Annotated in this window: 12 protein-coding genes; 6 read left to right on the top strand and 6 right to left on the bottom strand. The window is 71.1% G+C overall.

Features of this window, described 5'->3' with window-relative positions; all coding sequences use genetic code 11:
• Nucleotides 1–86 precede the first annotated feature (86 nt).
• A complete protein-coding gene (locus tag OG936_RS17505) occupies nucleotides 87–629 on the top strand; it encodes an RNA 2'-phosphotransferase (protein ID WP_406495799.1) in 543 nt (180 codons plus the stop codon).
• A 41-nt stretch (nucleotides 630–670) separates the two neighbouring features.
• Here OG936_RS17505 and OG936_RS17500 read toward each other — a convergent pair whose 3' ends face one another.
• On the bottom strand, nucleotides 671–1,072 hold the full coding sequence (locus OG936_RS17500; RefSeq protein ID WP_406495797.1) for a DNA-binding protein: 402 nt from the start codon (nucleotides 1,070–1,072) through the stop codon (nucleotides 671–673).
• Nucleotides 1,069–1,317, bottom strand: a complete 249-nt coding sequence (locus OG936_RS17495; RefSeq protein ID WP_406495796.1) for a hypothetical protein — start codon at nucleotides 1,315–1,317, stop codon at nucleotides 1,069–1,071. Before OG936_RS17495 ends, OG936_RS17500 begins: the two co-directional genes overlap by 4 nt.
• A gap of 233 nt (nucleotides 1,318–1,550) precedes the next feature.
• Between OG936_RS17495 and OG936_RS17490 the strand changes: the two genes are divergently transcribed.
• The 5 genes from OG936_RS17490 to OG936_RS17470 all read left to right on the top strand — a co-directional run bounded on the left by OG936_RS17490 (nucleotide 1,551) and on the right by OG936_RS17470 (nucleotide 10,247).
• Nucleotides 1,551–3,794: a plasmid pRiA4b ORF-3 family protein gene (locus tag OG936_RS17490; RefSeq protein WP_406495794.1), complete on the top strand. Its 2,244-nt coding sequence runs from the start codon at nucleotides 1,551–1,553 to the stop codon at nucleotides 3,792–3,794.
• A 184-nt stretch (nucleotides 3,795–3,978) separates the two neighbouring features.
• On the top strand, nucleotides 3,979–6,762 hold the full coding sequence (locus tag OG936_RS17485; protein ID WP_406500481.1) for a DEAD/DEAH box helicase: 2,784 nt from the start codon (nucleotides 3,979–3,981) through the stop codon (nucleotides 6,760–6,762).
• Nucleotides 6,759–7,991, top strand: a complete 1,233-nt coding sequence (locus OG936_RS17480; RefSeq protein WP_406495793.1) for an SWIM zinc finger family protein — start codon at nucleotides 6,759–6,761, stop codon at nucleotides 7,989–7,991. Before OG936_RS17485 ends, OG936_RS17480 begins: the two co-directional genes overlap by 4 nt.
• Before the next feature lie 241 nt (nucleotides 7,992–8,232).
• On the top strand, nucleotides 8,233–9,132 hold the full coding sequence (locus OG936_RS17475; protein ID WP_406495791.1) for an LLM class flavin-dependent oxidoreductase: 900 nt from the start codon (nucleotides 8,233–8,235) through the stop codon (nucleotides 9,130–9,132).
• A 248-nt stretch (nucleotides 9,133–9,380) separates the two neighbouring features.
• A complete protein-coding gene (locus OG936_RS17470) occupies nucleotides 9,381–10,247 on the top strand; it encodes a Cof-type HAD-IIB family hydrolase (RefSeq protein ID WP_406495790.1) in 867 nt (288 codons plus the stop codon).
• A gap of 106 nt (nucleotides 10,248–10,353) precedes the next feature.
• Here OG936_RS17470 and OG936_RS17465 read toward each other — a convergent pair whose 3' ends face one another.
• From OG936_RS17465 to OG936_RS17450, 4 genes are all read right to left on the bottom strand, one after another.
• A complete protein-coding gene (locus tag OG936_RS17465; protein WP_406495788.1) occupies nucleotides 10,354–12,060 on the bottom strand; it encodes a GAF domain-containing sensor histidine kinase in 1,707 nt (568 codons plus the stop codon).
• Nucleotides 12,061–12,232: 172 nt separating this feature from the next.
• Nucleotides 12,233–15,751 (bottom strand): thiol reductant ABC exporter subunit CydD, encoded by a 3,519-nt coding sequence (gene cydD / locus OG936_RS17460; protein ID WP_406495786.1) that lies wholly within the window; start codon nucleotides 15,749–15,751, stop codon nucleotides 12,233–12,235.
• Between the two features lie 190 nt (nucleotides 15,752–15,941).
• Nucleotides 15,942–16,943: a cytochrome d ubiquinol oxidase subunit II gene (cydB, locus tag OG936_RS17455; RefSeq protein WP_406495784.1), complete on the bottom strand. Its 1,002-nt coding sequence runs from the start codon at nucleotides 16,941–16,943 to the stop codon at nucleotides 15,942–15,944.
• A gap of 18 nt (nucleotides 16,944–16,961) precedes the next feature.
• A complete protein-coding gene (locus OG936_RS17450) occupies nucleotides 16,962–18,470 on the bottom strand; it encodes a cytochrome ubiquinol oxidase subunit I (protein ID WP_406495782.1) in 1,509 nt (502 codons plus the stop codon).
• Nucleotides 18,471–18,546 lie beyond the last annotated feature (76 nt).

Here is an 18,546-nt window from a genome sequence, read left to right as displayed (position 1 = left end):
AAATTGCTACAGCGAATAAAATTACTGTAGTGAATCGAGGTGAAATCCGGATGTGCGTGAGCGAGCTCCACGGGCACTCTGACGGAATGGACGAAAGACGCACCGTCAAGGTGTCCAAGTACCTCTCCAAACACCTGCGGCACCAGCCGGAGCGGATCGGCATCACGCTCGACGCCAACGGCTGGGTGCCGATCGGCGAACTGCTGCGCGCCACGGCCCGCAACAACTTCCCGATCACCCGGAGCGAGCTCGACCATGTAGTCGCCGTCAACGACAAACAGCGCTTCGCCGTCGAGAACGGCCGTATTCGCGCCAGCCAGGGCCACACCGTCCCGGTGGACCTCGCCCTCCCGCCGGCCGAGCCACCCGCGTACCTCTACCACGGCACCGTGGGCAGCGCGCTGGACGCCATCCGCAGGGAGGGGCTGCGCCCCATGAACCGCACGCATGTCCACCTCTCGCCCGACCGTGAGACCGCGACCAGGGTCGGGGCCCGGCGCGGCCGCCCCGTGGTCCTGTCCGTGGACGCGGGCGCCCTGCACCGCGCGGGCCACACCTTCTACGTCAGCGCCAACGGAGTCTGGCTCACCGCTGCCGTGCCGCCCGCATTCCTGCGCTCCCGCGACTGATCCGGCGACGGGTACGCGCACGGACACCTGCGCCCGTCCGCTCAGATGCCGATGAGCCGGACGCGGCCCCCACACAGCCGCGTCATGTCGTCGATGTCGGACGTCAGTACGACCACCGGCCCCGGCTGGCGCAGTGTCACCTCGGCGACTGTCGCGTCGATCGCGTACTTGTGGCCGTGCAGGCCCATGGCCTTGAGCAGTTCCGCGGACGCTTTCGCCGCGCCCTCGGTCACCGGCTCCACCTTGACGCGGGACAGCGCCCACCGCAGCCGAGGCATGTTCACGCGTGCATGGCGGACTTCCACCATGGTGTTGGCGCCGATGACGAAATCGGCCCCCATGGCGCGGAACACCTGGAACATGGAAAGAATCTTGCGGTCCTGCGCGATCCAGGCGGAGAGCCCTTGGGAGTCCAGGACCACGGTCTCGACGTGATCGTTCACGCCGTGCTCGCCGACCCGTCGGCGTTCGCCGTCCCGGAGATCCTGGAACGGGCCTCCGTCAGCTCCTCCTCGGTGAAGGCCCCGTGTTCTTCCTGGTGGCGCGGCAGGTCCGCCCCCAGAAGCTGGTGCCGCAACTGCCGCGCCACCGCCTCGGCGACATAACCGGAAACGTTGTCGGTGAGCTTCCTCAGTTCGGCGACCTGCTCGGTCGGCAGTGTCACCGTGATGCGCGTCGTATCCGCCATGACGCGAGCATGCTGCGATATGCGCACCCCCACGGCTGCCGTCCCGCCAGGTATGCGTCCGCGAATGGCGGGGCCGCGAGGTCGGTGCGCGGACGCAGGGTATCCGCTGCGAGCGATATACGGGCTCCCATGGCCGAAGTGGCCGCAGCCGAAGTAATCCGGTTTGGGCCGGGACACACGCGACCGTCATGCTGGGGCTATTCAAGCGGCCTCGGACGGGTGGAAGACGAAGGATGCGACGAGACACGGGGACGGCCCCGACCGATCTACAGCTGAAGATCGCGCTGAACGGCACCCAGCCGCCCCTGTGGCGGCGCCTCATACTGCCGTCCGACACCTCCCTTCGCACCCTGCACGACGCCGTCCAGGCGGCCTTCGGCTGGCAGGGTGGCCATCTGCACCTCTTCACCGACGAGTCCGGCCGGGTGTACGGCGACGCGGCCCGGCTCACCGGCATCGATCTCGGCTTCGGCCCCGGCCGCAGCGACCAGCACGCCACCGCGCTCGGTGATGTTCTGCCCGAGGACGGGGCGCGGCTGCGCTATGTCTACGACTTCGGCGATGACTGGGAGCACCGGATCACGCGGGAGAAGACACTGCCGCGACCGGTCGGCGCGGAGCGAGCGGTGCGCTGCGTCGGTGGCCGTCGTGCCGACGTACCGGCCGAGGACATCGGCGGGGTGTGGGGCCTGGGCGAGGTACTGGCACACCTCGAAGTACCGGACGGGGCGGGAGACGGCCCGTACGACGAGCTGGTCGCCGAGTTGCGGTCGGCAGGCTACGACCCGGCAGTCTTCCCCCGGGACGGGATCGCTGAGCGGCTGGCCCGTTTGACGCCGGACACGGTGCCCGGCACGGCGAAACCGCCGGCCGGTACCCGGGCCGGGCGCGGCGGTGGGGGACAGCCGGCTGCCGAGGGCACGGCATCGTGCGCCTGCGGGCGCTGCCGAGGATCGGGCGGCCCGGTCGACGCCGGAGTCGACGGACCGGTCGCGAGTATGCCCGTGCTGCGCCCGGTGACCCTGGCTCCGTGGGAGGACCTCGCGGCGGCTGTGCGGGATGTCCCGCTCTTCGATTCGGCGCTGCGGCTCACCACCTGGTGTCGCGAGGGACGGCAGGTCACCGCAGGCCGGGTGCTGCGGCCCACGCTCGCCCGTGAGGCCGTCGAGGAGCTCCGCCTATGGGAGTTCGCCGACGAGGACTCGCCGTACGCCGAGGCCGCCGCCCGGGCCCGTGCGTTGAAGGCGCTGCGCAGCGCCAGGGACGTGGACGTTCTCGACGAGCCGTGGAGTTTCGCCGTGAACCGCGGGCTGATCACGATCAGCGGGGGCCGCGCCTGGGGCGGCGAGACGGCCGACTTCGCCGACGAGAATCTTCTGGAGCTCTGGTCCGTCACCCTGGGCGACCTGCTGGAGGAGATCGGCGAGACGGGCGTACTGGACGAACCGCTCGGCGAGCTGGGCGAGCTGTCGGCCGAGATCGCCGACGCGCTGATCGGGCAGCTGTACGACGCTCCGGACGGCACCTGGGTGGAGATCGACGACCTGCGGGCGAAAGCCCGAGAGGCGGGTACTGAAGGGCCCGAGCTCGATTTCCTCCTGGCCTTGTTCGCGACGGCCTTCCGGGACCTGGCGGCAGAGCTCGCCTACCTGGGCGCGGTGGAGTTCGTGCCCGGTGACCGGGATGTCGCGACCGAGGATGTCCTGGCCACGCCCCTGAACGCCGTCAACGGGCGCGGGCTCGCCGGTTCGGATGCCTGGTCGGACGCGTCGGGCCGTTCGTGGGACCACGAGAACGGGGACCGCATGCGGCTCACCCCGCTCGGCCGCCACGGACTGCGCGCCTACCTGATGGAATGCGGTGCGCTCGCACCGCTGCTCGGCGAGTACGCCGAAGCCGACGCCGACACCCTCCTCCAGGGCCTTCTGGGCTACTCCCCCGAGGAGACGCGCCAAGAGGTCGAAGGGTGGCTGAAGCACCGTTCCGGGGCCGATGCCGCGGTGGGACTGCTCGACGCCTGTGCGGGCGACGGCCCCGACATCGCGGCCAGACGCGCCGTGGTCCAGCCGGTGCTGGCCGTACTCGACGACTCGCGAGCACTGCGCGTGCTGCGCAAGGCAGCGGACTCCGACGTCGAGGGATGCCGCCAGGTGGCCGCCGCGGCCCTGGGCGCACGCCCTGAGGCAGACGCGTACGCGGATGCGGCGCGCGCGGAGCAGGCCCGGTTGTGGCTGTTCATCGACGGTCTCTCGCTCTTCGTCGGTGCCCAGGAGGACGAGGAACTGCTCCTGGGATTCCAGGAGAACCCGAACGTGGCACCAGAGGTGCTCGAACAGCGGGTGGACGACCTTTGGCGAGTGGAGCACCCGGCCACCGCCCAGGTGCTTGCCGAGCTGGGCGAGAGCCTGCGCGACGTCGACAAGCGGCTGGCCAAACGCATCCGTACCGCGGCGAACAAGGCGCGCTCCCGCCGGTGACGGCGGGGCGGCGGAACTCACCGGAGCACGACGGGTACGTGGTGATGAGCGCCGCACGGTGCGGCTCGCTCACAGAAGGATGGAGTTGAGGAAGGTGGCACGAGTCGTCGTACGGGAGCCGGGCACGGGCCGCAGGAGTGTGCTGCCGCTGGCGGCACCGGAGTCGGCCTCCTGGGCGCGGGGCCTGCTCGACAACGGCTGGGCGGCGGTGTTCCTGCCCGGCGAGCCCGCCCGCCTCGGCCGGCTGCTGCTGTGGCAGCCGGCCGGGGCGGCCGCCGCCGAGGGCACGGCACCCACCGGCGTCGAGACCGACACGGCGGAACTGGTGCTGCCGCACGGCCGCTCGGTCAGGCGGCGCAAGGTGACGGGCCACGCGCTGCCCGCCGCCCTCGCCGTCGCCGCCCTGACCGGGGCGCGGCCGCTGAATCCGTCCGCCGCCGCCTGGCAGGCCGCCGCCCGCCTCGCGCTCCGGCTGCTCGCCGACGGCCGCCTCCACCCCGCCCTCACCCCCGCCGGCTACGACACCTGGCAGGCGGGGCCTTTCACCGCCGCCCAGCGTCAGACACTGGACGCCCTCGCCGCCGCGTTCCCGCCCCACGCCCACTGTCTGCCCGAGCCCGGCCCCCCTCCGGTGCGGATCGCCGAACCCGCCGCGCTGGTACGCCAGTTCTGCGACGCGGTCGCCGACGACCTGGTCCGCACCCCGGCCGCACCGCTCGCCATGGGGGCGCTGCCGTACGCCTGGCGCGAGACGCGTGCCGTACCCGCCCTGCGCGAGTGGGCCGAGGAGACCGCCGCCGCGTTCACCGCCGATGTCGGCGTCTCCTTGCGCGTCGACCCCCCGGAGGGACGGCGCCGAGTGTTCCGGGCCGTGCCGCAGCTGCACACCGCGGCGGATCCGGGGCTCGTCGTCGAGGCCGCCCGGTTGTGGAGCGAACCGGACGAGGTGGAACGGCTGCTCGGCCCGCGCGCCGAGACCGAGACGCTGCTGGCGCTGCGCCGCGGAGCCCGCGCCTGGCCTCCGCTTCAGCGGCTGCTGAGGGACGCCGCTCCCGACGAACTCCGCCTGTCCGACGACGAGGCCCTCGACCTGCTGGGCGACGCCACCGACACACTGCGTTCGGCCGGCATCGACGTGCACTGGCCGCGCGAGCTGGTCAAGGCGCTCACCGCGACCGCGGGGATCGGGCAGCGCACCGCCCCCGGCTCCAGTGCGGGCGGGCTCCTCGACGCCGACGCACTCCTCGACTTCCGCTGGCAGATCTCGCTCGGCGGCGAGCCGCTCACCGAGGCCGAGATGGACGCCCTCGCCGAGACGCGCCGCCCTCTGGTCCGGCTGCGTGACCAGTGGGTGGTCGCCGACCCGAAGCTGGTGGCCCGCGCCAGGCACCGCCGGATGGAACCGCTCACGCCCATGGAGGCGCTGAGTGCCACGCTGACCGGTGAGGTGGAAAGGGACGGCGAGCAGATCCCCTGTGAGGCGGTCGGCGCGCTCGGCGACCTCGTCGCCCGTATCCGCGATCCCGAGTCACGTACTCCCGCCCCGCAGCCCGCCGCGCTCAAGGCCCTGTTGCGCGACTACCAGAAGCGGGGCCTCGCCTGGCTGGCCGAGATGTGCGAGCTCGGCCTCGGCGGCTGCCTCGCCGACGACATGGGCCTGGGCAAGACCATCACCCTTCTCGCCCTGCATCTGCACCGCCAGACCGACCCCGCGACCGCCGGCCCCACCCTCGTCGTCTGCCCGGCCTCCCTGCTCGGCAACTGGGAACGCGAGGCGGCCCGGTTCGCGCCGTCCACTCCCGTGCGCCGCTACCACGGCGGCGAGCGCCACCTCGACGACCTGGCCGGCGACGAGATCGTCCTGGTCACCTACGGGGTGCTGCGCCGCGACCGCGAAGCCCTCGCCGGGACCGACTGGTCGCTGATCGCCGCGGACGAGGCGCAGCACGTCAAGAACCCCTATGCCGTCACCGCCCGCGAGCTGCGCGCCCTGCCCGCCCGCGCCCGCGTCGCCCTCACCGGCACGCCCGTGGAGAACAACCTCTCCGAGCTGTGGGCGCTCCTCGACTGGACCACTCCGGGGCTCCTCGGCACCCTCGCTGCCTTCCGAGACCGGCACGCCCGCGCCATCGAGTCGGGCGAGGACCCCGAGGCCGCCGAACGCCTGTCCCGTCTCGTGCGCCCTTTCCTGCTGCGCCGCAGGAAGTCCGACCCGGGAATTGCGCCCGAGCTGCCGGCCAAGACCGAGACCGAGCGGGTCGTGGCGCTGACGGCCGAACAGGCGGGCCTCTACGAGGCGGTGGTCCGCGAGACCATGGCGAAGATCGCGGAATCCGAGGGCATCGCCCGCCGCGGTCTGGTGCTCAAGCTGCTGACCGGGCTGAAACAGATCTGCAACCACCCCGCCCAGTACCTGCGCCAGTCCACGCCGCTCGGCGGCCGTTCCGGCAAGCTCGACCTGCTCGACGAGCTGCTCGGCACCATCACCGCCGAGGGCGAGTCGGTGCTGGTCTTCACCCAGTACAAGCAGATGGCGACCCTCCTGGAGAAACATCTCACCGAACGCGGCACCCCCACCCTCTTTCTGCACGGCGGCACTCCCGTCGTGCGGCGCGAGGAGATGGTGGAGCGCTTCCAGCGTGGTGAGGTACCGGTGTTCCTGCTGTCGCTGAAGGCGGCGGGAACGGGGCTCAACCTCACCCGCGCCACCCACGTCGTGCACTACGACCGCTGGTGGAACCCTGCGGTCGAGGACCAGGCCACCGACCGCGCCTACCGCATCGGCCAGGACAGGCCCGTCCAGGTGCACAAGCTCATCGCGGAGGGCACCGTGGAGGACAAGGTGGCGCAGCTGCTGGAGTCCAAGCGCGCGCTCGCCGACGCCGTCGTCGGCTCCGGCGAGGCCGCCCTGACCGAACTGTCCGACGCCGACCTCGCCGAACTCGTCGCCCTGGGAAGGCAGTCATGACCCGCTCACTCCCCGGCCAGCGCCGCGCACCCGCCCGCGGCAAGCGCGCCTTCGCCACGACCTGGTGGGGCCAGGCATGGGTGACGGCCCTGGAGGACTCCACTCTGGACGCCGGACGCCTGTCCCGCGGACGTACCTACGCCCGTCAGGGCAAGGTCGGCCCAGCCGATGTCGCCCCGGGCCGGGTGAAGGCCGCCGTCCAGGGCAGCCGGCCGAGCCCGTACCGCTCCTCGGTCCGTCTGCCCGTCCTCACCGACGCCCAGTGGGACACCCTGCTCGACACCGTCGCGGCCCGTGCCGGGCATCTGGCGGCGCTCCTCGACGGCGAGATGCCCGCCGAACTCGTCGACGACTCCCGCCTGGCGGGCGTCCCCCTTCTCCCTCAGCCCACCGAACTCGAACCAGACTGCTCCTGCCCCGACTGGGGATTCCCCTGCAAACACGCCGCCGCGCTCTGCTACGCCATCGCCGCCGCCATCGACACCGACCCGTTCGTGCTCTTCGCGCTGCGCGGCCGGGGCCGTGAGGAGGTTCTCGCCCAGCTGCGCGCGCGCCGTACGGTGCCCCGGCAGGCAGCGAGCCCGCCGCCGACCGGCGTCCCGGCCTCCGCCGCGTACGCCGACTGGGCCCAACACGCCCCCGGGCTGCCAGAACTCCCCGCACCGGCCGCCCACACCGCGACACTGCCCGTAGCCCCACCACCCGGCAGCGGCCTCACCTCCACGGACCTGGAGCACCTCGTAGCCGACACCGCCGCACGCGCCGTACGGCTCCTCGCGGGTGACACCGCCGACCTGCACCTGACCCAGCACCAGGACGCGGTACGGATCGCCGCATGCAGCCCCGGCCCCGAGTGGTTCCACCACCTGATCGAGAACACCGGCACCAGACCGACCGAGTTCGCCCGCCTCACCCGCGCCTGGCGCCACGGCGGCACGACGGGCCTCACCGTCGCCGAACAACCCCACGCCCCAACCACGGCGACGATGTCGGCCGCCCGTGCCACTCTGACCACAGCCCTCACCGAGATGACCACCACACCCGGCCCTCTCCGGACCTGGCGCAACCGCCTCACCCTCACCGACCACGGCATCCAGCTGCGCCTGGGCCCCGACACCTGCTGGTATCCCTACCTCCGGGGTGACGACGGCGAATGGTGGCCCGCGGCACCGGCCGATACCGACCCGATCGCAGCGCTCACCGCGGTCTGGCAGCAGACCGAGGCGTGACACGAACGACAGGCCCCTGGGCGGTGGGGCACAAGTCCACGTCAATCGCGCCTCGTTCATGCATCATGCGCTGACCTGCGCACCCGACCGGCACCCTGCTCTTGCCGACTCCGGTGACCGACTTCGGGACAGTGCTGCGGTCAGAGGCCGATGAGCCGGACCTTGCTGCCGCGCAACCGGGACAATTCGTCGACGCCGGACGTGAGGATGGCGACCTTCGGCCGCCGCGTAGGCTCTGCCCATGCGTCTGAGTACCGTGATCCTTCCGATCTACCCCTGGGCCAAGGGGAAGAAAGTGTGGCAGCGAGCCGAGGAACTCGACTTCCACGCCGCCTACACCTATGACCACCTGTCGTGGCGGAGTTTCCGCGACCAGCCCTGGTTCGGTGCCATACCCACCCTTACCGCTGCCGCCGCATCAACCGAGCGTATCCGTTTGGGAACGCTCGTGACGTCACCCAACTTCCGGCACCCCGTCACGCTGGCCAAGGACCTCATCACGCTGGACGACGTCTCCCGCGGACGCGTCACCCTCGGCATCGGCGCCGGCGGCAACGGATTCGATGCCACGACGCTGCGCCGGAGCGACGAGGAGGCCTGGACGCCGCGCGAACGGGCTGATCACTTCGACGAGTTCGTACCGCTGCTCGACCAGCTGCTGCGGGAGCCCTCGGTGACGTACGAAGGCCGGTTCTACGCTGCGAACGAGGCCCGGAACATCCCCGGCTGTGTGCAGCGGCCGCGGCTGCCCTTCGCGGTGGCCGCCACCGGGCCGCGCGGGATGAAGCTCGCCGCGCGGTACGGCCAGGCATGGGTCACCACGGGCGACCCGAAGCTGTACGAAGCGGGCACCCCGGAGCAGTCCGTGGAGGCCATGCGCGGGCAGCTCACCAAGCTGGGCGCGGCCTGCGAGTCCAGCGGCCGGGATGTCGCCGAGCTGGACAAGATTCTTCTCACCGGTTTCACACCGGACCGTCCGCTGAAGTCCTTCGACGCCTTCGTGGACTTCGCGGGCACCCACTTCGCGCTGGGCTTCACGGAGATCGTCCTTCACTGGCCGGTCCCCGACTCCGACTTCGCCGCGGACGAGAAGATCTTCGAGCGCATCGCCACCGAGGGCCTGTCCCAGCTCGGCCGCTGACCGGACACCCGGACCAGCACGAACTGCTCGGACGGGCCCGGGCGGGCCGGCCCGCGGACCCAGTACGGGCCGGCTCGCACCGGACCGCACCGGACCGGTCGGCTCGCACCGGACCGGTCGGCCCGGACCTCGTGGCCCGACCCGACCTGTTGGCATATGCGTCAGGCATGCTCCCCGGTCAGGGGCGCGCATCCTCATGTGCGCGCCCCTCTGCACGCCCGTGCACCGTCGTACGCGAGAATGGGCCCGTGACCTCAGCTACCGACTCGCCTTCGCCTGCCGCTCCCCGGCTGATCGCCACCGACCTGGACGGCACCCTGCTGCGCGACGACAAGACCGTCTCGGACCGTACGGTCGCCGCGCTCGCCGCCGCCGAGGAGGCCGGGATCGAGGTCTTCTTCGTCACCGGACGCCCGGCGCGCTGGATGGATGTCGTCAGCGACCATGTCCACGGCCACGGCCTGGCGATCTGCGCGAACGGCGCCGCGGTGGCCGATCTGCACGCGGACGGCAAGCTGGTCAAGGTCCGCCCGCTGGCACGCCACATCGCCCTCGACGTCGTGCACACCCTGCGTGCCGCCGCCCCCGGCACCTCCTTCGCCGTCGAGCTGACCACCGGCATCCACTACGAGCCGGCCTACCCGCCCTTCCACCTGGACCCGGGTGCCACCGTCGCCGTCGCCGAGAAACTGCTCCACGAGGAGACACCGGGCGCCGGCGCCCCCGCGCTGAAGCTCCTCGCCCACCACGCCGAACTGGCTCCGGACGACTTCCTCGCCCTGGCCCGTACGGCAGCCGGCGACCGGGCCTCCTTCACCCGGTCCAGCCCCACGGCCCTGCTGGAAGTCAGCGGCCCGGGGGTCTCCAAGGCCAGCACCCTGGCGCTCTGCTGCGCCGAGCGCGGCATCTCGCCCGCCGAGGTCGTCGCCTTCGGCGACATGCCCAACGACGTGGAGATGCTCAGCTGGGCGGGCACCTCGTACGCGATGGGCAATGCCCACCCGGCCGCGCTCGCCGCCGCGTCCGGCCGGACCGCCACCAACGGCGACGACGGCGTCGCGGTCGTCATCGAGCGCATCCTCGCCGAGCACCGGACGTCCGACGCCCCGCACTGAGGCGCACACCGCTCCCGATACTCCACGCCGACGCGCACCGCTGGAACCCACGCCCCGACACGCCCCGACACCCCTGCGGGGCCGGGCCCCGGAGCTCCCGGCGGCCTCAGATCGGCGCTTCCCACACCACCGTCGTGCCGCCCCCGTCCTCCCCGATGCCGGGTCCGAACCAACTCGCGCCACCGAGCGCTTCCGCCCGGCGTGCCAGATTCCGCAGGCCGCTGCGCCGGCCGCCCTCCGGGATGCCCACCCCGTCGTCGGCGACCGACAGCCGCACCGCGTCCCTCCCGTCGGGCAGTGCGACGGTCGCGTCGACGACCACATCGATCGACGAGGCCTCCGCGTGCCGGAAGGCGTTGGAGAGCGCCTCGCGCAGCGCCGCGATCAAGTTCTTGCCGGTCAGCTCGCCGACCAGCGAGTCGACCGGGCCGAGGAAACGGTGCGAGGGTTTGAACCCCAGCGGGACCGCCGCCATGTTGATCTCGCGCAGCACGCGGGTGCGCAGCCCGGACGGCACCTCGGCCGGTTCCTGCTGCAGCGCGAAGATCGCGGTACGGATCTCCTGAATGGTCACGTCCAGTTCATCGACCGCCCGGCCGACACCCGTCTGCACCTCGGGCACGACCGACCGGCGCTGGGCGCTCTCCAGCATCATTCCGGTGGCGAACAGCCGCTGGATGACCAGGTCGTGCAGATCACGGGCGATCCGGTCACGGTCCTCGTACACCGCGAGCCGCTCCCGGTCCCGCTGCGCCTCGGCCATCATCAACGCGAGCGCGGCCTGCGAGGCGAACTGGGTGGCGAGGGTCCGTTCCGTCTCCGTGAACGGCCGGTCGCCCCGGGCGCGAGGGGTGGCGAGCGCGCCCAGCACCCGCCCTCCACTGCGCAGGGGCAGCAGCATGCTCGGGCCGAAGTGCTGGGCCGACCTGGTGATCATGCGGGGATCGGTGGCCGAGTCGTCGATGAAGACCGCCTCGCCGCTCAGCAGCCTCGCCACCACCGGGCTCTCCGGCCCGATGATCACCCCCAGCGGGGCGCAGGAGTCTTCCGCGGAGACGGCGACGATCTCCAAGCCGCCCCCCTCGGCCGGCAAAAGCACGATCCCGGCGGCGGACTCGGCGAGGTGGCGGGCCTGTTCGGCGACGACGGAGAGCGCGTCATCGGCGTCACCGCCGGAGAGCAGGGCGGTGGTCACCGCCACAGACCCGTCGATCCACCGCTCACGCCGGCGTGCCGCCTCGTACAGCCGGGCGTTGCCGATGGCGATTCCGGCCTCCGTGGCGAGCACCCGCAGCATGTGCAGGTCGTAGTCGCTGAACTCGCCCCCGCCGTTCTTCTCCGCCAGATAGAGATTTCCGAAGATCTCCCCCTGGAACCGGATCGGGACGCCGAGGAAGGTCCGCATCGGGGGATGGCCGGGCGGGAATCCGGCGAACCGGGAATCGGCCGTCAGATCGGCGAGCCGCACCGGGACAGGGTCGTGGATCAGCGCGGCGAGCAGTCCGTGGTGCCCGTCGGGGCGGCGGCCGATCTCGTGCGCCACCTCGTCCGGCACTCCGTAGGTGACGAAATCGGAGAGCCCCTCGCCCTCCTCGTCGACGACGCCGATGGCGGCGTAGCGGGAGTGGGCGAGTTCGGCCGCCGTCTGGCAGATCCGGTCGAGGGTGGAGTGCAGTTCGAGGCCCGTGCCGACGGAACGCATGGCTTCCAGCAGCTGCGGTACCCGGGCGGTGAGTTCGGTGGACAGGTCCTGCAGGCTGCGGGTCGCCCGGGTCGCGGCTTCGAGTGAGTCCTTCGGGTCCGGCTCCGGCATACCCCGAGACTAGTTAGTACCTATTAGTGAGGAAAGTAAGCATTGATGAGGAAAGTCGGCTTTCGTGCCGCCCCGCTCACACCCGCACACCGACGGCCCCCTCAAAACCTCTGCGCGATCCCGCTCACACCCACGCGCCGACGGCTTCCCCCGAAGCCCTGCGCTCTCCCGCTCACACCCGTACGCCCATCGCCTCCTCGGCCACCCCTTCGGTCTCCCGCTCGCGCTCCAGCATCCGGCGCAATGGGCCTTCCTCGGCGGCGAGATCGGCGTACGGGCCCCGCTGCACGACCCGGCCGGCCTCCAGCACCACCACCTCGTCGACGGCTTCGAGTCCTTGCAGGCGGTGGGTGATCAGTACCGTCGTACGCCCCCGGGTGGCGGCCAGCAGGTCCGCGGTCAGGGCGTCCGCGGTCGCCAGGTCGAGGTGCTCCGCGGGCTCGTCCAGAACGAGTACGGGGAAGTCGGCGAGGATCGCACGGGACAGGGCGAGGCGCTGGCGCTGGCCGCCGGAGAGGCGTGCGCCGTGTTCGCCGACGAGGGTGTCGAGCCCGTCGGGCAGCGCTTCGGCCCAGTCGAGCAGCCGTGCCCTGTCGAGGGCGGCCCGCAGTTCCTCGTCCGACGCGCCGGTACGGGCCAGCCGCAGGTTCTCCCGGATGGAACTGTCGAAGATGTGGGCGTCCTGGGCACACAGCCCGACGAACCCCCGCACCGTGTCGCCCTCCAGCGCGCAGGCGTCGACGCCGCCGATCCGGTACGTCCCCTCCCGTGCATCCAGGAAGCGGAGCAGGACCTGCGCGAGGGTCGTCTTCCCGGAGCCGGAAGGCCCGACCACCGCGATCCGCCGACCGGCCGTCAGGCGCAGGTCGACGGAGTCCAGGGCGTCCCTTTCCGCTCCCGCGTAACGGGCGGACAGCCCCCGTACCTCCAGCGGGAAGGGCGATCCGGGCGTCCCGGCCGGGCTGTCCGGTTCACGCACGGGCGGCGGGGCGTCCAGCACCTCGTACACCCGCTCCGCGCTGCGCTTGACCCGCTGCCGGTACTGCACGGCGAGCGGCAGACCGGTCACGGCCTCGAAAGCGGCCAGCGGCGTGAGCACCACGACCGCGAGCTCCACACCCGCGAGCCGCCCATCGTGCACGGCGGGAAGGGCGACGAGTGCGGTGGCGACGACGGTGAGGCCGCCGATCAGGGCGATGAGGCCACCACCGAGCGCGGTGGCGGTCGCCGCGCGGGCGGCAATGCGGGTCAGAACGCCATCGGCCTCCCGGGTCCGCGCCTTGCGGGCGGGCAGGGCACCCGCGACAGTCAGTTCGGCGGTCCCGCCGAGCAGATCGGTGATCCGGGTGGCCAGATCGGCACGTGCGGGGGCCAGTTGGCGTTCCGCGTGGCGGGAGCAGGCGCCGCTGACCAGGGGAACCCCCGCTCCGGCGAGCAGCAGTCCGGTGGCCAGCACGATGCCTGCCGCCGGCAGCAGCCAGCCGATGAACCCGGCAGTCGCCGCTCCCACGACGACGGCGGTCCCGGCGGGAAGCAGCCAGCGCAGCCAGTAGTCCTGCAGGGCGTCGACATCGGCGACGAGCCGGGAGAGCAGGTCCCCGCGCCGGCTCCGGCGCAGGCCGGCCGGCGCGATGCGTTCCAGCCCGCGGTAGACCGCGACGCGCAACTCGGCGAGCATCTTGAGTACCGCGTCGTGCGACACCAGGCGCTCGGCGTAGCGGAAGACGGCCCGTCCGAGGCCGAAGGCGCGGGTCGCGGTCACGGCGACCATCAGATAGAGGACCGGAGGCTCTTCGGAGGCGCGGGAGATCAGCCAGCCGGAGACGGCCATGAGCCCGACGGCCGAGGCGAGGGCGAGGCTTCCCAGCAGCAGCGCGAGTGCCAGCTGTCCGCGCTGCGCCCCGGCGGCTTCCCGGATCCGGGCGAGGACCCGTCCGGGGCGGGCCGCGGTGTCCCGCAGCGTCTCGGGCTCCGGCGCCGCGGCACGTCCTGCGGCGGGTGCGTCCGCAGGACGTGGCACGGCGACGGACCCCTCGGGCTTCTCCGGCCGGAGTGTCGCTCCAGGTTCCAGTCTCACCACCCGGTCGGCCAGCGGAAGCAGCGCCGGGCGGTGCACGACCAGCAGCACGGTCCGCCCCTGCGCCAGTCTCCGTACCGCCTCGACGATCCCCGCTTCCGTCTCGCCGTCCAGGCTCGCGGTCGGCTCGTCGAGCAGCAGCAGCGGGCGGTCGGCGAGGAAGGCGCGCGCGAGAGCGAGCCGCTGGCGCTGACCGGCGGAGAGGCCCGCACCGTCCTCGCCGAGGAGCGTCTGTGCGCCGTCCGGCAGTTCCGCCACGAAGTCGTACGCCCCGGCGTCCCGCAGCGCCGCCGTCACCGCGCCGTCGTCGGCGTCCGGCCGGGCCAGCCGTACGTTCTCCGCGATCGTGCCCGCGAAGAGGTGCGGGCGCTGCGGGACCCAGGCGATCCGTTCCCGCCAGCGTTCCGGGGCCAGGGTCGCCAGATCGACGCCGCCGACCCGTACCCGCCCCTCGTCGGGCGCCGTGAAGCCCAGCACCACATCGAGAAGGGTGGACTTCCCGACGCCGCTCGGGCCGACCAGGGCAACGGTCTCGCCCTCGTCCACCACCAGCGAGGCATGGTCCAACGAAGGCTCGCCGCGGCCCTCGTGCCGTACGGTCACACCCTCCAGCTCCAGCCTCAGCGACTCCGGCACGTCTGCCGTGCCACCCCTCCGGGGCTCGGTCTCCAGGACCGAGAAGATCTCCTCCGCGGCCGAGAGCCCCTCGGCGGCCGCGTGGTACTGCGCTCCGACCTGGCGGATCGGCAGATAGGCCTCGGGGGCCAGGATCAGCACCACCAGACCGGTGTAGAGGTCGAGTTCGCCGTGCACGAGCCTCATGCCGATGGTGACGGCGACGAGGGCCACCGACAGGGTCGCCAGGAGCTCCAGGGCGAAGGACGACAGGAACGCGATCCGCAAGGTCCGCAGCGTGGCCCGCCGGTACTGCGAGGTGATGGCGCGGATGGATTCGGCCTGCGCCTTGGCACGGCCGAACACCTTCAGCGTCGGGAGTCCGGCGACCACGTCGAGGAAGTGTCCGGAGAGCCGGGAGAGCAGCCGCCACTGGCGGTCCATCCGCGACTGGGTGGCCCAGCCGATGAGAATCATGAAGAGCGGAATGAGCGGCAGCGTGACCACGATGATCGCTGCCGAGACCCAGTCCTCGGTGACGATCCTGGCCAGGACCGCCACCGGCACGACCACCGCGAGTCCGAGCTGGGGCAGATAGCGTGCGAAGTAGTCGTCGAGCGCGTCGACGCCCCGGGTGGCGAGCGTCACCAGGGAACCGGTGCGCCGGTCGCTCAGCATGCCGGGCCCGAGTTCCGCGGCCCGGTCCAGCAGCCGGCCGCGGAGTTCGGATTTGACCGCGGCGCTGGCCCGGTACGCGGCCAGTTCGGTCAGCCAGGAGACCAGGGCGCGGCCGAGCGCCACCGCCGCGAGCAGGATCAGCGGGGTCCGCAGTCCGGAGACGGTCAGCCCGTCCTCGAACCCGCCCACCACCACGTCGGCGATGAGCATGGCCCGGGCGATGACCAGTGCCGCCCCGACGACTCCGAGCGCCACCACGGCGGCCAGGAAGAGGCGGGTGGCGCGCGCGTAGCGGAGCAGGCGCGGGTCGATCGGTTTCACGTGAAACAGCCCCTAGCGAACTCGGTCGATGGGCCGGGGCCTGTCCGCCGCTCCGGGTCCCGACAGGCCCCGGATACGTGCCCGGCGGTTCGGGCGAGGACAGGCCCCGGATACGTGCCCGGCGGTTCGAGGCCGGACAGGTCCGGGATGCCTGCCCGGCGGATCGGCACCGGACAGGCCCCGGGTGCGTTCAGTGCGCTTCGGCGATGTGCTGCGTGCCGATGCGCTTGCGGAACACCCAGTACGTCCAGCCCTGGTAGAGCAGGACGACGGGGGTGAAGATCCCCGCACACCAGGTCATGATCTTCAGCGTGTACGGAGTGGACGAGGCGTTGGTGACCGTGAGGCTCCAGGCGTCGTTCAGCGAGGACGGCATGACGTTCGGGAAGAGCGCCAGGAAGAGCATGGCGACCGCGGCCGCAACCGTCACGCCGGAGAGCGCGAACGCCCAGCCCTCGCGTCCCGCCGCGGTCGCGCCGATCGCGGCGATCAGTGCGACGGCGGCGATGATCAGCGCCAGCAGGCTCCAGCCGTCGCCGTTGTCGATCTGGGTCCAGATCAGGAAGCCGAGCGCGAGCACCGCGGTGACCGGCCCCAGCTTCAGCGCCAGCTTGCGCGCCCGCTCCCGGATGTCCCCGACCGTCTTGAGCCCCGCGAACACGGCACCGTGGAAGGTGAAGAGGGTGAGCGTGACCAGTCCGCCGAGGATGGCGTACGGGTTGAGCAGATCCCAGAAGTTACCCACGTACTCCATGTCGGCACCGATCTTGACGCCGCGCACGATGTTTCCGAAGGCCACGCCCCAGAGCAGCGCCGGGATGAGCGAGGTCCAGAAGATCGCGTGTTCCCAGTTGGCCTGCCACTTCTCCTCGGGCCGCTTCGCGCGGTACTCGAAGGCGACACCCCGCACGATCAGGCAGACCAGGATGATCAGCAGCGGCAGGTAGAAGCCGGAGAACAGAGTGGCGTACCACTCGGGAAAGGCGGCGAAGGTCGCACCGCCCGCGGTGAGCAGCCACACCTCGTTGCCGTCCCAGACGGGTCCGATCGTATTGATCAGAACCCGCCGCTCCTTGCGGTCGCGGGCCAGCAGCTTGGTGAGGACACCGATCCCGAAGTCGAATCCCTCCAGGAAGAAGTAGCCGATCCAGAGGACGGCGATGAGTACGAACCAGACGTCGTGGAGTTCCATTTCTCAGCTCCTCTGCTCTCAGTAGGAGAAGGCCATCGGCCGGTCGGCATCGTCATGGTCGCCGCCGATCTTGGTGGGCGGGTTGAGGTCGGCCTCCGTGAGCTCCGGCGGTCCGGCCTTGATGTACTTCACGAGCAGCTTGACCTCGATCACTGCGAGCGCGGCGTAGAGCAGGGTGAAGCCGATCATCGAGGTGAGCACCTCGCCCTGCGAGACGCCGGGGGAGACCGCGTCGCGGGTCTGGAGCACACCGAAGACGACCCAGGGCTGACGGCCCATCTCGGTGAAGATCCAGCCCCAGGAGTTGGCGATCAACGGGAAGAGCATCGTCCAGAGCGCGAGGATCCAGTAGCACCTGGCGAGTTTCGGACTGAGGGCCTTGTTCTTGAAGAGGACCAGATGGGGAACCTCGTCCTCACCGGTCCGCATCGCCGGCGGCAGCATGAACTTCCGTCGCGTCAGCCACAGTCCGAGGATGCCGAGGGCGAAGGACGCCATCCCGAAGCCGATCATCCAGCGGAAGCTCCAGAAGGCGACCGGGATGTTGGGCCGGTAGTCGCCGGGGCCGAATTTCTCCTGCTGGGCCTTGTTGATGTCGTTGATGCCGGGGACGTACGAGGTGAAGCTGTCATCCGCGAGGAAGGACAGTACCCCCGGGATGGAGATCTCCACCGTGTTGTGCCCCTTGGCCACATCGCCGACCGCGAAGATCGAGAAGGGGGCCGAGTTCTGCCCCTCCCAGAGCGCCTCGGCGGCGGCCATCTTCATCGGCTGCTGCTTGAACATGACCTTGCCGAGCTGGTCACCGCTGATGGCGGTGAGAAGTCCGGCGATCACGACCGTGACCAGTCCGAGCCGCAGCGAGGTCCGCATCACCGGGATGTGCTTCTTGCGCGCCAGATGGAAGGCGGCGATGCCGACCATGAACGCGCCTCCGACCAGGAAGGCGGCGGTGATGGTGTGGAAGAACTGGGCAAGCGCGGTGTTCTGGGTGAGTACGTGCCAGAAGTCGGTGAGCTCGGCCCGGCCACGCTCCTTGTTGATCCGGTAGCCGACCGGGTGCTGCATCCAGGAGTTGGCCGCCAGGATGAAGTAGGCGGACAGGACAGTCCCGATGGAGACCATCCAGATGCAAGCGAGATGAATCTTCTTCGGCAGCTTGTCCCAGCCGAAGATCCACAGTCCGATGAACGTGGACTCGAAGAAGAAGGCGATCAATGCCTCGAACGCGAGCGGGGCACCGAAGATGTCGCCGACGAACCGCGAGTAGTCGGACCAGTTCATACCGAACTGGAACTCCTGGACGATGCCGGTGACGACGCCCATGGCGATGTTGATGAGGAAGAGCTTCCCCCAGAACTTCGTGGCTCTGAGGTACTTCTCGTTGTTCGTCCGCACCCAGGCGGTCTGCAAGCCGGCGGTGAGCGCGGCGAGAGAGATCGTCAGAGGGACGAACAGGAAGTGGTAGACGGTGGTGATACCGAACTGCCATCGCGCCAGGGTTTCCGGCGCCAGAGCTAGCTCCACGTCGTCGTCTCCTTACGTCGCCGTAGTCACAGCGGCAGTCTGCCCCTTAAATCCGACTAATCACGGGAGGAACAGG

The organism is Streptomyces sp. NBC_00846, from assembly GCF_045207325.1.
Lineage (GTDB): Bacteria > Actinomycetota > Actinomycetes > Streptomycetales > Streptomycetaceae > Streptomyces.
This window is presented reverse-complemented; position numbering and strand designations above follow the sequence as displayed.